Annotated in this window: 13 protein-coding genes; 5 read left to right on the top strand and 8 right to left on the bottom strand. The window is 64.2% G+C overall.

Annotated elements, in window-relative coordinates; translation table 11 throughout:
* Window positions 1–20 precede the first annotated feature (20 nt).
* Window positions 21–527, top strand: coding sequence for a Holliday junction resolvase RuvX (gene ruvX, locus LB545_RS19450; RefSeq protein WP_140560937.1), 507 nt, complete (start codon window positions 21–23; stop codon window positions 525–527).
* Here the strand turns inward: ruvX and LB545_RS19445 are convergent.
* The 3 genes from LB545_RS19445 to LB545_RS19435 all read right to left on the bottom strand — a co-directional run bounded on the left by LB545_RS19445 (window position 445) and on the right by LB545_RS19435 (window position 3,081).
* Window positions 445–786, bottom strand: coding sequence for a DUF6105 family protein (locus LB545_RS19445; protein ID WP_140656324.1), 342 nt, complete (start codon window positions 784–786; stop codon window positions 445–447). The two genes, ruvX and LB545_RS19445, sit on opposite strands and share 83 nt — an antisense overlap.
* A complete protein-coding gene (locus tag LB545_RS19440; RefSeq protein ID WP_224705667.1) occupies window positions 786–1,334 on the bottom strand; it encodes a hypothetical protein in 549 nt (182 codons plus the stop codon). The genes LB545_RS19445 and LB545_RS19440 overlap by 1 nt, the downstream gene beginning before the upstream one ends.
* Window positions 1,335–1,452: 118 nt before the next feature.
* Window positions 1,453–3,081 (bottom strand): DNA alkylation response protein, encoded by a 1,629-nt coding sequence (locus tag LB545_RS19435; RefSeq protein ID WP_224705666.1) that lies wholly within the window; start codon window positions 3,079–3,081, stop codon window positions 1,453–1,455.
* A 149-nt stretch (window positions 3,082–3,230) separates the two neighbouring features.
* Here LB545_RS19435 and LB545_RS19430 point away from each other — a divergent pair, with 149 nt between their 5' ends.
* The 4 genes from LB545_RS19430 to dprA are packed head-to-tail and all read left to right on the top strand — an operon-like array spanning window position 3,231 to window position 7,258.
* Window positions 3,231–4,196: an aspartate carbamoyltransferase catalytic subunit gene (locus LB545_RS19430; protein WP_140525335.1), complete on the top strand. Its 966-nt coding sequence runs from the start codon at window positions 3,231–3,233 to the stop codon at window positions 4,194–4,196.
* Window positions 4,193–5,479: a dihydroorotase gene (locus LB545_RS19425; RefSeq protein WP_224705665.1), complete on the top strand. Its 1,287-nt coding sequence runs from the start codon at window positions 4,193–4,195 to the stop codon at window positions 5,477–5,479. The genes LB545_RS19430 and LB545_RS19425 overlap by 4 nt, the downstream gene beginning before the upstream one ends.
* A gap of 58 nt (window positions 5,480–5,537) precedes the next feature.
* A complete protein-coding gene (gene plsY, locus LB545_RS19420) occupies window positions 5,538–6,125 on the top strand; it encodes a glycerol-3-phosphate 1-O-acyltransferase PlsY (RefSeq protein ID WP_140515331.1) in 588 nt (195 codons plus the stop codon).
* The gene (gene dprA, locus LB545_RS19415) at window positions 6,122–7,258 is read left to right on the top strand and encodes a DNA-processing protein DprA (RefSeq protein WP_140525337.1); all 1,137 of its coding nucleotides are present in this window, start codon (window positions 6,122–6,124) and stop codon (window positions 7,256–7,258) included. The genes plsY and dprA overlap by 4 nt, the downstream gene beginning before the upstream one ends.
* A 9-nt stretch (window positions 7,259–7,267) precedes the next feature.
* Here the strand turns inward: dprA and LB545_RS19410 are convergent, their stop codons facing one another.
* The 5 genes from LB545_RS19410 to LB545_RS19390 form a co-directional block, all read right to left on the bottom strand.
* On the bottom strand, window positions 7,268–7,480 hold the full coding sequence (locus tag LB545_RS19410; RefSeq protein WP_140498769.1) for a hypothetical protein: 213 nt from the start codon (window positions 7,478–7,480) through the stop codon (window positions 7,268–7,270).
* 52 nt (window positions 7,481–7,532) lie between these two features.
* Window positions 7,533–8,336 carry a trehalose-phosphatase gene (otsB, locus tag LB545_RS19405; RefSeq protein WP_224705663.1) on the bottom strand — a complete coding sequence of 268 codons (804 nt, stop codon included), beginning with the start codon at window positions 8,334–8,336 and terminating at the stop codon, window positions 7,533–7,535.
* Window positions 8,336–10,105 (bottom strand): trehalose-6-phosphate synthase, encoded by a 1,770-nt coding sequence (locus LB545_RS19400; protein ID WP_224618617.1) that lies wholly within the window; start codon window positions 10,103–10,105, stop codon window positions 8,336–8,338. Before LB545_RS19400 ends, otsB begins: the two co-directional genes overlap by 1 nt.
* Before the next feature lie 82 nt (window positions 10,106–10,187).
* Window positions 10,188–12,350: a glycogen debranching N-terminal domain-containing protein gene (locus LB545_RS19395; protein WP_224705723.1), complete on the bottom strand. Its 2,163-nt coding sequence runs from the start codon at window positions 12,348–12,350 to the stop codon at window positions 10,188–10,190.
* 45 nt (window positions 12,351–12,395) lie between these two features.
* Window positions 12,396–13,454, bottom strand: coding sequence for a glycosyltransferase family 4 protein (locus LB545_RS19390; RefSeq protein ID WP_140564501.1), 1,059 nt, complete (start codon window positions 13,452–13,454; stop codon window positions 12,396–12,398).
* Window positions 13,455–13,598: the final 144 nt, after the last annotated feature.

Raw genomic sequence — 13,598 nt, 5'->3', positions numbered from 1 at the left:
GTCGGGTCAAAGGAAAACCGTTGGCTATCATTACCATCGAGGAATTGCCGGCACGGCTGGCTGGCGGCAGGACGCTTGCCGGGCTCGATCTCGGCGACAAGACCATCGGCGTCGCCGTTTCGGACCGTGGCTTTTCCTTCGCGCATCCGCGCCCGGTCATCATCCGACGGAAATTCTCGCTCGACGCGGCCGTGCTGCTGGATCTGCTGCAAAAGGAGAATGCCGGCGCGGTGGTGATTGGACTGCCGGTCAACATGGACGGCTCGGAAGGTCCGCGCGCGCAGAAATCGCGCGCCTTCGTACGCAACATGGCCGCCTTGAGCGACCTTCCCTTCCTGCCATGGGACGAGAGGCTGTCGACGGTAGCCGCCGAACGGACGCTGATCGAGATGGATTTTTCGCGCGCCAAGCGCGCCGGCAAGATCGATTCGGCCGCAGCCGCCTTTATTCTGCAGGGAGTTTTGGACCGGCTTCGCTCGCTCGGTGCAGCCGCTCGAACTGCACCGGAACCGCCGCCCGCCCCCTGATCCAGCCGATGATTTCACGACGGCGGCGAAACGCCCAGATCGCCAGCAGCAGCAGGCCGTCGAATATGCAGGCTCTTCCCACCATGCCGGGAATGATTGTCGGGTCGATGCCGAGCATCTGGCCGTAGAGTTGGAAGACGAAATCATGCAACTGCCGGCTCAGCATGACGTAGCCGAAATTCATGTCGTTGAGCGACAGGTAGAACCAGCCCCAGAAAAGCGCCATCGGAGCCGCCCACAATGCGAAGATGTAACGCATCAGCGGCCTCCCTTCCGGGTCGGCTGGGGTCGGCCCGATATCAGCGAAAGCAGCGAATTGTGGGCTGCGGCCCTGGCCATGCTGTGCGCCGTGGCGTGGATTTCAACCTCATCCGATGTGGCCAGGGTGCGGCGCTCGGCAAGCATGGCGACATAGGAGGCCAGAAGTGCGGCCAATTGCACGGCGACGACCAGGAACAGCCCGTTGATGCCTTGCGCCGCGCCACCGACCAGGATGAGCGAAAGCACGCCGGAAGCGCTGATGAAGGCGATGCGGGCAACGCTGTCGGCGCCCTGATTGCTGGCATTGTTGATCAGCGCCTCGACAAAGGCCCAGAAGAACAGCACCGCCACGATAAGCAGCGCCGTGGCCAGTGGCGCGACCACCACGATATTTTCGAGGTCGACGAAGCGGGCGCTCTCGATTGTCACGCCCAGCACGCCAAGCGCCCCGGCCACGCCGCGGTTTCCGTCGATGCAGATGATCGCCAGCAGGGCGAAAACGATCGTCCAGTGCAAGGCGAGAAAAGAGGTCAATACCTGTCGCATCGTGATTCCTGCTTCGACAGGAATGACAGTGGGCTTTGCCGCCAGCCCTCGCAACGGAAACCATTTGTTAAGGTTAACGGCGCGGGGGAATGACCAAGGCGTGGTCCATGGCTGCTGCTCAGGTGGTTGGCGGATAGAGCGTGTCGATGATCATGCGCGCATCATGGCGCGAATCGAGCATGCCGTAGGTGTTGCGCCACTGGCCCGCCAGCCGCGTCTCGACGAAGGCATCGGCGATCCGCCCTGCCCCCAACCGGCGCAATTCCGCCGCCGCCGCCGACAGCGCCAGTTGCTCCGTCAGCAGGCGGGCCGAGCCTTCGTCGGTCGCGGCGACTTGCATCGCCGCCTTCAGCACACCGATGGTGCCGCGTCCGCCCGCGCCCAGGTCGCGATCGATGCCGGCAAGCACCTCCTCGAATAGGCCCGGCGCGCGGCCAAGCACGCGCAGCACATCCAGCGCCATGACATTGCCCGATCCTTCCCAGATAGCGTTGACCGGAGCTTCGCGATAGTAGCGGGCGAGCGGCGCCTCCTCGACATAGCCGTTGCCGCCGAGGCATTCCATCGCCTCGTAGAGCAGCGGCGGCGCGATTTTGCAGACCCAATATTTGACGACCGGCGTCATGGCACGGGCAAAGGCCGCCTCGCCGCGATCGCTCGCCGCCTCGTCGAAGGAACGCGCCAGACGGAACGACAGCGCCGTGGCAGCGGCGACGTCGAGCGCCATGTCGGCCAGCACGCGCTGCATCAGCGGCTGCTCGATCAGGTTGGTGCCGAACACCTGGCGATGGCGGGCGTGATGAACGGCTTCGGCCAGACCCGCCCGCATGATCGCCGAAGACGCCACGGCGCAGTCGAGCCGGGTCAAGGTCACCATGTCCATGATCGTCTTCACGCCGGCGCCCGGCTCACCGACCATCTCGCCGATCGCGCTGACGAACTCCACCTCGGAAGACGCATTCGACCGGTTGCCGAGCTTGTCCTTCAGGCGCTGGAAACGGAAGCCGTTGCCCGAGCCGTCGCCAAGGACGCGCGGCACGAGGAAGCACGACAATCCCTCCGGCGCCTGCGCCAGCACCAGGAATGCATCCGACATCGGCGCCGACATGAACCATTTATGGCCGGTCAGGCGATAGAAGCCGCTGCCGACGCGCTCGGCCTTCGTCACATTGGCGCGCACATCCGTGCCGCCCTGTTTCTCGGTCATGCCCATGCCAAGCGTAAGCCCGGTCTTCTCGACCGGCGGCTTTTGGCTCTGATCGTATTTGCGCGTCGTCACGCGCGGCGCCCACTCGCGGAACAGTTTCGGGCTCGCCATCAGCGCTGCCAGCGAAGCGCTGGTCATGGTGATGGGACACAGATGTCCGGTCTCGAGTTCGGCCGTCAGGTAGAACCGGGCCGCGCGCACCTGATGGCGGCGGCCGATCTCGGCATCGCCATTCTCCCAGACCGAGGAGTGCAGCCCGTTGGCTACGGAACGGCGCATCAAGGCGTGATAGGCGGGGTGAAACTCGACCAGATCGATGCGCCGGCCCTGGCGATCATGCGTCCTGAGCCTCGGCGTTTCGACATTGGCGAGGCGGGCCAGTTCCTGAGCCTCCTGCGTCAGCACGAAGCGGCCGAGCCCGTCGAGATCCTTGCGCACCGGATCGGAAAAGCGCTCGGCAAGCTGGATCAGCAACGGATCGCCCCGCCAGGCGTTGCCGCCTGTCAGCGGCGGCGGCTGGTTCGTCACGTCGTCGGTCACGCTTCATCCTTACTGCCAGGCGGCTACGAATCCGGAGCCATGGGCTAGATATAGCCCAAGGCGCGCGACGAAAATACCGGGGAGAACAGCCGCAATCCAAAGCTGGCGCTTGCAGCCATGGAACGTCCACCCTATAGCAGCCCCTTGAGATGACCGACGCTTCGTCCCTGCCACTCTATCCCCACCGCCATCTTCTGGGCATCCGCGATCTTTCCCCCGCCGACATCGAGCTTCTGCTCGACAGGGCGGACCGGGCTGTCGCGATCTCGCGACAATCCGAGAAGAAAACCTCGACACTGCGCGGCCGCACCCAGATCAACCTTTTCTACGAAGCCTCGACGCGGACGCAGTCGTCGTTCGAACTGGCCGGAAAGCGTCTCGGCGCCGACGTCATGAACATGTCGGTGGCGAGTTCCTCGGTGAAGAAGGGCGAGACGCTCATCGACACGGCCATGACGCTGAACGCCATGCGGCCCGACATATTGATCATCCGCCACCAGTCGGCCGGTGCGGCCGCCCTCCTGGCGCAGAAGGTCGGCTGCTCCGTGGTCAATGCGGGGGACGGCGCGCACGAGCACCCCACACAGGCGCTGCTTGACGCGCTGACCATCCGTCGCGCCAAGGGTCCGCTGTCGAAACTGATCGTGGCGATCTGCGGCGACATCCTGCATTCGCGCGTCGCCCGCTCCAACATCATGCTGCTCAATGCGCTCGGCGCGCAGGTGCGCGTCGTCGCACCCTCGACGCTGCTGCCTGCGGGCATCGACAGGATGGGTGTGATCGTCACCGGCTCAATGGCCGAGGGCCTGAAAGATGCCGACGTGGTGATGATGCTGCGCCTGCAGCGCGAGCGAATGGAAGGCGCCTTCGTGCCTTCGGTGCGCGAATATTTCCGCTATTTCGGCCTCGACGCCGAGAAGCTGAAGGCCGCGAAAGACGATGCGCTGGTGATGCATCCGGGCCCGATGAACCGTGGCGTCGAGATCGCTTCGGAAATCGCCGACGGCCCGCAGAGCGTCATCCAGGAACAGGTCGAGATGGGCGTCGCCGTGCGCATGGCGGTGATGGAAGCGCTGCTCGACCCGCGCCGCAACCACGAGGGCCGCGGCGCATGACCATCACGGTGTTCGAGCGCGCCCGCATCATCGACCCCTCGCGCGGCGTAGACGAGACCGGGACGGTCATCGTCGAGGGGAAGAAGATAGCCGCCGCCGGCAAGGCTGCGCTGAACCAGGGGGCGCCCGAGGGCGCCACCATCATCGACTGCGCCGGCAAGGCGGTCATTCCAGGCCTGATCGACGGCCGCGTCTTCATCGGCGAACCGGGCGGAGAACATCGCGAAACGATCGCGTCGGCAAGTGTCGCCGCGGCTGCCGGCGGCGTCACCTCGATCGTCATGATGCCCGATACCGATCCGGTCATCGACAATGTGGCCCTGGTCGAATTCGTGCTGCGCACCGCCAAGGACACGGCAATCGTGAATATTTTCCCGGCCGCAGCCATCACCAAGGGCCTCGACGGCCGCGAGATGACCGAATTCGGGCTGCTGCGCGAGGCCGGCGCCGCCGCCTTCACCGACGGCCGCCACACCATATCAAGCGCGCTGGTGATGCGCCGGGCGCTGACTTATGCCCGCGATTTCGGCACAACCATCGTGCACGAAACCCAGGATGCCGACCTCGCGTCGTCGGGCGTGATGAACGAGGGACTCTACGCCAGCTGGCTGGGGCTTTCCGGCATTCCGCGTGAAGCCGAAACCATCCCGCTGGAGCGCGACCTTGCCCTGGCGCGCCTGACGCGCGGCTCCTACCACGCGGCAAAGATATCGACGGCGATGGCGGCGGCATCGGTGGCGCGCGCGAAGACCGACGGCGCGACCGTCACATCGGGCGTGTCGATCCACAATCTGTCACTCAACGAAAACGATGTCGGCGAATATCGCACCTTCTTCCGGTTGACCCCGCCGCTGCGCGCCGAGGAAGACCGCCTGGCGATGATCGAAGCGATCAGGGACGGCACGGTCGACATCATCGTCTCCTCGCACGATCCGCAGGACGTCGACACCAAGCGCCTGCCCTTCGCCGACGCCGCAGCCGGCGCCATTGGGCTCGAAACGTTGCTGGGCGCCGCCTTGCGGCTCTACCACAATGGCGACGTGCCGCTGCCGCGGCTGATCGAGACCTTGTCCACGGCGCCGGCAAGGCTGTTCGGCCTGCCTGGCGGCACGCTCAAGCCCGGCGCTGTCGCGGACCTTGCGCTTGTCGATCTGGATGAACCCTGGATCGTCAGCGAAAGCGGCATTCGCTCGCGCTCGAAGAACACCTGTTTCGAAGGCGCGCGCCTGCAGGGCAAGGTCTTGCAAACGCTGGTGGCGGGCCGCACAGTGTTCTCGGTCTGAGCTGGCGGCGGCGCATCGCGCCGAATTCAGCCCGTCAGGGGGAAATGCGGGGGGAACAATGACTTACAACCTGATCCCGGCGCTGGTGCTCGGCTATTTCTTGGGCTCGATTCCGTTCGGGCTTCTGCTGACCCGTGCGGCAGGGCTTGGCGACGTGCGCCAGATCGGCTCCGGCAACATCGGCGCGACAAATGTGCTACGCACCGGCAACAAGGGCCTTGCCGCGGCCACGCTGCTGCTCGACGCGCTGAAGGGCACGGCCGCGGTGCTGATCGCGGGCCATTTCGCGCCCGAACTCGGCGCTTGGGCCGGCCTTGGCGCCTTCCTCGGCCATCTCTTCCCGATCTGGCTCGGATTCAAGGGAGGCAAGGGCGTCGCCACCTATCTCGGCGTGCTGATCGGCCTTGCCTGGCAGGTGGCGCTGATCTTCGCCATCGTCTGGCTGGCCATGGCATTCCTGTTCCGCTACTCCTCGCTTGCAGCGCTGACGGCCGCGGTCGCCGTGCCGATCGCCCTCTATTTCCTGAGCACACCGCAGATTGCCGCATTGTTCGTCGTGATGAGCCTGATCGTCTTCATCAAGCACCGGGCCAACATTTCACGCCTGCTTGCCGGCACCGAGGGCAAAATCGGGGCGAAGGAGTGAGCAAGCCGCTCGCCGGACCGCGCCTCAGCGACCGGCAGCGGTTGAGCTGGCTGCGGCTGATCCGCACCCAGAATGTAGGTCCTGCCTCCTTTCGCGACCTGATCAACCGCTTCGGTTCGGCCGAAGTCGCGCTGGAAATGCTGCCGGAACTGATGATTTCGGGCGGCGCCAGCAGGATCGCCCGCATTCCCTCGATCGCCGAGGCCGAAGCGGAACTGGAGGCCGCAAGGCTGGCAGGCGCCCGCTTTGTCGGTATCGGCGAGCCGGACTATCCCGCCCTGTTGAAAAACATGGACCATCCGCCGCCGCTGCTGGCGGTGAAAGGCGAAGGCGCGGTGTTTCGGCTGCCCGCGGTGGCTATCGTCGGCGCCCGCAACGCCTCGCTCGCCGGCATCAAGATGGCGCGCATGCTGGCGACCGACCTTGGCCGCGACGGTTACGCCATCATCTCCGGCCTCGCGCGCGGCATCGACACTTCAGCACATCAGGGCAGCCTCTCGACCGGCACGATCGGCGTGCTGGCCGGAGGCCTCGATCTGCCCTACCCGCCTGAGAATGCCGGCCTGTGCGACGAGATCGTCGAGCGCGGCGGCGCCATCATTTCGGAGATGCCGTTCGGCTGGCAGCCGCGTGCCCAGGATTTTCCGCGCCGCAACCGCCTCGTCGCGGGCGCGGCAGTCGGTCTGGTGGTGGTCGAGGCGGCGCAGCGTTCCGGGTCCCTGATCAGCGCCAGGCTCGCAGGCGAAATGGGCCGGCTGGTCTTCGCCGTACCCGGCTCGCCGCTTGATCCACGCGCCGCCGGCACCAATGGCCTGCTCAAGGACGGTGCCACCTTGGTCACCGAAGCCGCCGACATTCACAGGGCAATCGCGCCGCTGACCGGTTTGCGGGCCCCCGAACTGCCGCCCTTTGAAGATCCCCCCGATTTCTCGGCCACGCCGCCACCCGGCGAAAACGACCGCGCCAGGGTGACCGAAGCGCTCGGCCCGACGCCGGTGGCGATCGACGAGATCATCCGCCACACCGGCCTGCATCCGGCACAGGTGTTCATGGTGCTCCTGGAGCTCGACCTCGCCGGCCGGCTCGAACGGCATGCCGGCGGCAACGTCTCGCTGGTCTTCGCGGAAGGCTGACAGCCTCCGTCAGTGGTGATCGCGTTTCTTCTGTTCGGTCTCGGTATAGTCGGGCGTGTTTGCGCCGAACAGGTCCCTCTCGACAGCCTTTCGCCAGACGGCATCGGCGTCTTCAGGACGCGAGGGATCGAAAGTTGTCTCGGTGTCCTGCATGCGCCGGCGCGAACGCCGCCGGAGCCACGCAGGCATGATCTCGTGGATGAGGCTGGTGAATTGGATCATTGATCAACTCCTGAAACCCGTTCTTCAAAGGCGCAAAATGCGTTTTGCGGCCTCAACTCTGCCGGACAGTGGGCTGGACCGCCTCCTCAAACCGGCCAGTGCCCGATTGGTCGTGACATAGGGATTCAAGCCAGGCCAGGGTCTCGCCGACATCGGCCAGCGCGTGGCGCGCCACGGTTTTCCCTTGCGGTTTGATGCGGACCGAAATGCCATCCATTTCATTGACGGCTTCGAAGCCGTTCTCATCCGACGTGTCGTCTCCGAGGAATACGGGAATCCGCCCCCGGAAAGCCGGCAACTCGCAGAAACGCCTGATTGCCGCTCCCTTGGCCGCCTCGAGCGGCATCAGTTCCACCCCGGCATTGCCGGCAAGAACCCGATATCCTCGCGGAAGCCGCTCCAGGGCCTGTTCGACCAGTTGCGTCGCCCGTTGCAGCAACTGCGGCGCCGCACGCGTATGAATGGCCAGGATCGGGCCCTTGCGCTCGATATAGACGTCCACATTGTCCAGTTCCGCCTCGATTTCCTCGGCAAGCGCGGCAATGTCGGCGGGCTCGTCGGCCGCCTCGACAGGCCCGTCACGGACAAGCCGGTGCTCCAGGCCGTATAGACCCGCAGCCGGTAGGCGCAGCGGCTGGAAGAGCCGGTCGACGGCGGAAACGGATCTTCCTGTAATGAAAGCCAGAGCGCCAGCCAGACGCCCGTCCAGCCTTGTTAGCATGCCTCGCAACGCATCGCCGACGACCACCGCGTCGGGATGGGCGGCATGTTCCAGAAGCGTACCGTCAATGTCCAGGAAGAGTGCCCATCGGCCTTGCGGGACGGTCGGCACGGACAGATTTGCCGATCCCGACATCACAGCGCCGCGACCCGTTTGCGATCAAGCAGCGATATCACATTGGCCGCGGCAACAGAGCCCGGCCCGGCGGGGTCGATCGCGATTCGCTTGCGCAAGCGGGCGGCGTCGAGAAGCATGCTGCCCGCCCAGCGATAGACATTGTTGTCGCGGACGATCTCGCGCATGCGCTGCATGCGCTGGCGCTGCTCGGCGGGCACCATGGTCAATGCCTGCAGCAACGCCTCGGCCATCATCGTCGCGTCGTAAGGATTGACGATCAGCGCCTCGAGAAGCTCCTTGGAAGCGCCGGCAAACATGCTGAGCATCAGCACGCCCTGCTCGTCGTCGCGTGCGGCGACAAATTCCTTGGCGACCAGGTTCATTCCGTCGTGCAGGCTGGTCACCATGCAGACATCGGCGGCTCGGTAGATTTCGTAGACCTGCTCCTGGGAATGGTGTTCAGCCACCATCAAGACAGGCGTGTAGCCGTCCCGGCCATAACGCTCGTTGAGCTCCGCCGCGCAACGCAGGCATTCCTCGTGCAGTTGCTGGTAGGCCGGCAAGGTTCCACGGCTTGGCGCCGCGATCTGCAGGAAGGCCACCTGGCCGATCCACTCCGGGTGTTGCTTGAACAGTTCGTCCAACGCATGAAACCGGTCGAGAATGCCTTTCGTATAATCGAGGCGCTCGACGCCGACACAGAGGCTGACATTGTCCGCCAGCCCGAATTTTTCGCGAATTCGCGCGCGGCACTGCGCGATGGCGGGCAATTTCCCGAGTTGAGCCGGCGGCCACTCTATCGAGATCGGATAGGCGTGGACCAGGCTGGTCTGGCCGCCATAGGAGATCGCCGAATCCTCGCGCTCGATCCTGCTTTCCAGGAAGCGGTCGACGCTCTCGATGAAGTTGTTGCAGTGGAACTGCGTATGAAAGCCGATGATAGAGCTCCCCAGCAGGCCGTCCAGGATCTTCTCCCGCCAGGGGCAGATGCTGAAGACTTCCGAATTTGGCCACGGAATGTGCCAGAAGGTGATGATGATCGCATCGGGCAGGCGTTCCCGGATCATTCGCGGCAGCAGCGCGAAATGATAGTCCTGGACGAGGACGATCGGGCGTTCGTTCCGCGCTTCGGCAACGACGGTATCGGCGAATTTGCGATTGACGGCTTCGTACGTTTCCCAGTCGGACGTGCGGAAGACGGGCCGCGTAAAGGCTATGTGGCACAGGGGCCAGAGACCCTCATTGGCAAAGCCCAGGTAATAGCCTTGCTGTTCCTCGTCGGTCAGCCAGACACGGCGCAACGTGTAGGACGGGTTCTCAGGTGGGACCTCGATGCGGTCGTTCTGGTCGACGACTAGATGATCCGCCGAACCGCCGCCATAGGCTATCCAGGTCCCCGCGCAGGCACGGGTGATCGGCTCCAGCGCCGAGACAAGTCCACTGGCCGGCACAACCAGGTCGACATTGTCGTCCCTGAGATTGTGAATGTAGGGCTCGCGGTTGGAGACGACGATCACTTGCGCGTCCGGCAGTTCCTTTGCCAGTATTTCGCGCAGTGTCGAGGGTGACCAGTTGACGAGCGCCGCGTCGGCGGAATGGCCATTCTTTTCGAACTCCCGCAATACGACGCGAGCCGGTGGAGGCTCGACATTCGCCGGCTCCGACGGGGTCCGGCGGGATCGCAGCGCGGAAATCACCAAGGCAACAAGGGAAACGCAGAGGCTGGCAAGAATGACGAACCATAGAGCGGAGGCAGAGTGGAGGAAGTCAAAATTGTTGTCTGGCATCGATGTGAATTGCTCCGGCCTAGGTCGCGCCTCTCCGCGGGGGAGATGGTGCAACGCACGTCGCCGGTGATGGTTCCGGTTTTTAGCTGCGCACGATCAAAGGCGCCAACCCTTCATGGCGGTCGGCCAGGAACGCGCCCACACGATCTCCTACACGCTGGAACGTCAGGTCGACTGCCGTGCCCGCCACCGCGAGATGGCGGATGACCAGGCTGTCGATGCCGATTGGCAGGCGCGGCCTTGTGACATGGATTTCGCCGGCCCAGCCGTCGATATGGAGGCCCAGACAGGCCTGCATCAGCATGAAGGCGGAACCTGCCGACCAGGCCTGCGGCAGGCAAGCGACCGGATACGCGATCGGCGCCTCGCCCGGTGCGCGGGTGAAGCCGCAGAAAAGTTCGGGCAGGCGCATGTTGAAATGGACGGCGGATTCGAACGTCCCGCTCATCAGCCGCACCACATTGTCGCGAATGCCGTACCGCGCAAGGCCTGCCGCGCATATCGCCGTGTCGTGCGGCCAGATGGAGCCATTGTGATACGACATGGGATTGAAGAATATTGCGTCGTCGGCGAGCGTCCTCAATCCCCAGCCGGAGTGAAAAGAAGCCGACAGCAACTGATCGGCGACGATCCGCGCCCGATCCGGATCCGGAAGCCCCACATAGAGCAGATGTCCAGCATTGGACGTGCGCACCTCGCATGGTCGGCCGTCGCCATCGAGCGCCAGCGCGTAGTAACCCAGCTCTTCGATCCAGAAATGACTTTCAACCCGCCGGCGGATCTCTTCGGCCCGCCTTTCCCAGCCTTCCGCCTTTTCTGTCTCGCCTCGCCGGCGAGCCAGTCTCGCCAGCCCCTGGAACGCCGCGAAGACGTAGCCCTGCACCTCGACCAGCGCGATCGGCCCCTTCGGGATACGACCGTCTGCATGAAAGACCGAATCGAAGCTGTCCTTCCATCCCTGGTTGGCGAGGCCTGACTCCGCCGCACGCCGGTAGGTGACGAATCCGGTCGAAGCGCTTGCCGCCTCGATCCATTCGGCGGCTGCACATAGCGACTGCCACAGGCCGTCGATAAAGACCATGTCGCCGGTGCGGTCCGCGTAAGCGCAGGCGAGATGAACGTAGAGCGGGGTGGTGTCGACGCCGCCATAGTAGCGGCCGAACGGCAACTCGCTCAGCGTCGTCATTTCACCTTTGCGCGTTTCATGCATGATCTTGCCGGGCTGAGAGTCGCTGAAGGGCGAGGTTTCGGTCGCCTGATGTTGAGCGAGAAAGGCAAGCACGCCGCGCGCCAGGCCGGGATTGAGCCAGAGCATCTGCAACGCCGAGATCACGCCGTCTCTGCCGAAGGCCGTCGAGAACCACGGAATGCCGGCATAGGGATAAGGGCCGGTCGCAAGTTCGGTGGTGAGCAGCGCCACATCGGCACGGGCGCGCTCCATCCAGTCGTTGAACACCCTGCCCGAACTGTGCAGCGTTGCGCCATGGCGGCGCTTGGCGCGCATGCCGAAACGCGCGCGCGCCGCTGCGGCGCGAAACCGGTCGCGGTCGGGCACATCGGCCATCTCGCTGCCGACCTCGACATACAGTGTCTTGCGGCTGCGTTTGGTGACTGCAATGAAGAAATCCGCCCGGTCGGAGGTCAATTCGTCGGGTTTCTGCGAAAACGATATCGTCGACGTACGCACCACCTTGTCCAGGCCTTCATAGCGAAGCAGAACCGAGTTCTGGTCCATCTCGGCGGTATGGGCGGTGCCTCGTTTGGCGCGTGTCGAGCCACGAACTTCGAACATGTCGCGGAAATCGGCGGCGAAGCGCAGCGAAAGCAGGACGGTCGAATGTTCCTGGCTGTAGTTGGAAAGGGTCAGGCGCTCATACAGCCGGTCCTCCCACAGCAGCCTGACACGCTCGATGTGGATCGCTCCTTGCGGGATGGGACGGCCGCCGGCACTCTCTATAGGCAGATTGGTCAGGTTGGAGGTGAACAGGACATTGTCCTGGCTCAGCGATGCGCCCAGCAACGACGTCGAACGACCGCCCACCGCGAGGCGGAATTCGGAAAGCACGCGCGTGTCGTCGCGGAAGAAGCCGTCGCCCACACCGCGTATGTCGCCATAGGAATCGGCGACGGCGAAGCAGTCGCCATGCTTGAGTGCGAAGAGCCGGTGCGGTTCCCTCGGCGCGGTTTCGTCCAGGGAGGCCAGGGCTATTGCGGGATCAAGCTTGCGCTCGTCAAGTTGGGTGATGGTCAAGAAGACTGTCCCGTGCTTGTTTCTGAACGGGGCACTGTACTAGGAAGCCCTGATTTGTTGAGTGTCGATCGCCTGTGAATAGGTGGCGACATAGTCGCGCGCCATGCGGTCGGCCGAGAACCGTCCTTCGAAAACGGCCCTTATCCGGCGCCTGTCGAGCTGAAGCAGGGCCGGCATGGTGGCGACGGCATCCTCGAGGGTTTCGACGACGAAGCCGGTCACACCGTGATCGATGATCTCGGGCATGGCGCCGCAGCTCCAAGCCATGACAGGGGTTCCGCAGGCCATCGCCTCGATTACCGCCAGACCAAAAGGCTCGGGCCAGTCGATGGGGAACAGCAAGGCAGCGGCATTGCCGAGAAACCTGCTCTTCTGGTCCTCGCTGATCTCGCCGACATATTCGACCCGATCGCCATCGATCAGCGGCTGGACGACCTCCTCGAAATAGGCCCGGTCGCCGTCGCCCACCTTGGCCGCGAGCTTGAGCCTCAGGCCCGTGCGCCTGGCAATCTCGATCGCCCGGTCCGGCCGCTTGTCGCGCGACATCCTGCCGAGGAACGCCAGATATGTGCCGTCGGAGCCGGCTTCAAAATCCGGCCTATAGAGATCGAGCGGCAGCCCATGATGGATGGTCGCCAACCAGTTGGCGGACGCGAGCCTCGTCCTCTGGCTGCGTGAAATGGAAATCATCGGAAAACGCGGGAACCGCTCATAGGCCTGTGCCAGATCCACATAGTCCAGCCTGCCATGCGGCGTCGTCACCGTGCGCTCCGGCATATGGCGGAAAAACGGGAAATGCAGGAAGTGGCTGAGATGGAAGTGAAGAATGTCGAAATCGTCGGCCTGTCTCCTGACTTCCTCGAGCATCGAAAGATGCGCCGCGATCTCCGACTTCAACGGCCGGGGATCGAGGCGCAGCGCCCGTTCCCGGCACGCGACCAGCCGGGCGGAGGTCCTGGTATCGCCGCTGGCAAACAACGTTACATCGTGGCCGAGCCCGACCAGAGCTTCGGTGAGATAGGAGATGATGCGTTCGGTGCCTCCATAGAGCCTTGGCGGCACGGATTCATACAGCGGCGCGATATGGGCGATCTTCATTGGCCTGCGTTCCCTCAATAAGCTGGTCAAAGGCAAAAATGCATCAGCGGCGCGATCGTTCCTCCGCCATCGGCAGATGCGTCATTTCTCATGTTTGATGTTCTTCCGGGCGGCCCTATCTCTTTAGGTGCTGCTCCTGCGCGC

This window comes from Mesorhizobium sp. BR1-1-6, assembly GCF_020165355.1.
Classification (GTDB): domain Bacteria; phylum Pseudomonadota; class Alphaproteobacteria; order Rhizobiales; family Rhizobiaceae; genus Mesorhizobium.
The sequence above is the reverse complement of the archived record's forward strand: the minus strand, read 5'-3'. Positions and strand labels throughout refer to the sequence as shown.

Coding starts and splice junctions, on each gene's coding strand:
- LB545_RS19445 (WP_140656324.1), bottom strand. CDS start 786: ATGCGTTACATCTTCGCATTGTGGGCGGCTCCGATGGCGCTTTTCTGG.
- LB545_RS19410 (WP_140498769.1), bottom strand. CDS start 7,480: ATGATCCAATTCACCAGCCTCATCCACGAGATCATGCCTGCGTGGCTC.
- otsB (WP_224705663.1), bottom strand. CDS start 8,336: ATGTCGGGATCGGCAAATCTGTCCGTGCCGACCGTCCCGCAAGGCCGA.
- LB545_RS19430 (WP_140525335.1), top strand. CDS start 3,231: ATGACCGACGCTTCGTCCCTGCCACTCTATCCCCACCGCCATCTTCTG.
- plsY (WP_140515331.1), top strand. CDS start 5,538: ATGACTTACAACCTGATCCCGGCGCTGGTGCTCGGCTATTTCTTGGGC.
- LB545_RS19400 (WP_224618617.1), bottom strand. CDS start 10,105: ATGCCAGACAACAATTTTGACTTCCTCCACTCTGCCTCCGCTCTATGG.
- LB545_RS19440 (WP_224705667.1), bottom strand. CDS start 1,334: ATGCGACAGGTATTGACCTCTTTTCTCGCCTTGCACTGGACGATCGTT.
- LB545_RS19425 (WP_224705665.1), top strand. CDS start 4,193: ATGACCATCACGGTGTTCGAGCGCGCCCGCATCATCGACCCCTCGCGC.
- LB545_RS19390 (WP_140564501.1), bottom strand. CDS start 13,454: ATGAAGATCGCCCATATCGCGCCGCTGTATGAATCCGTGCCGCCAAGG.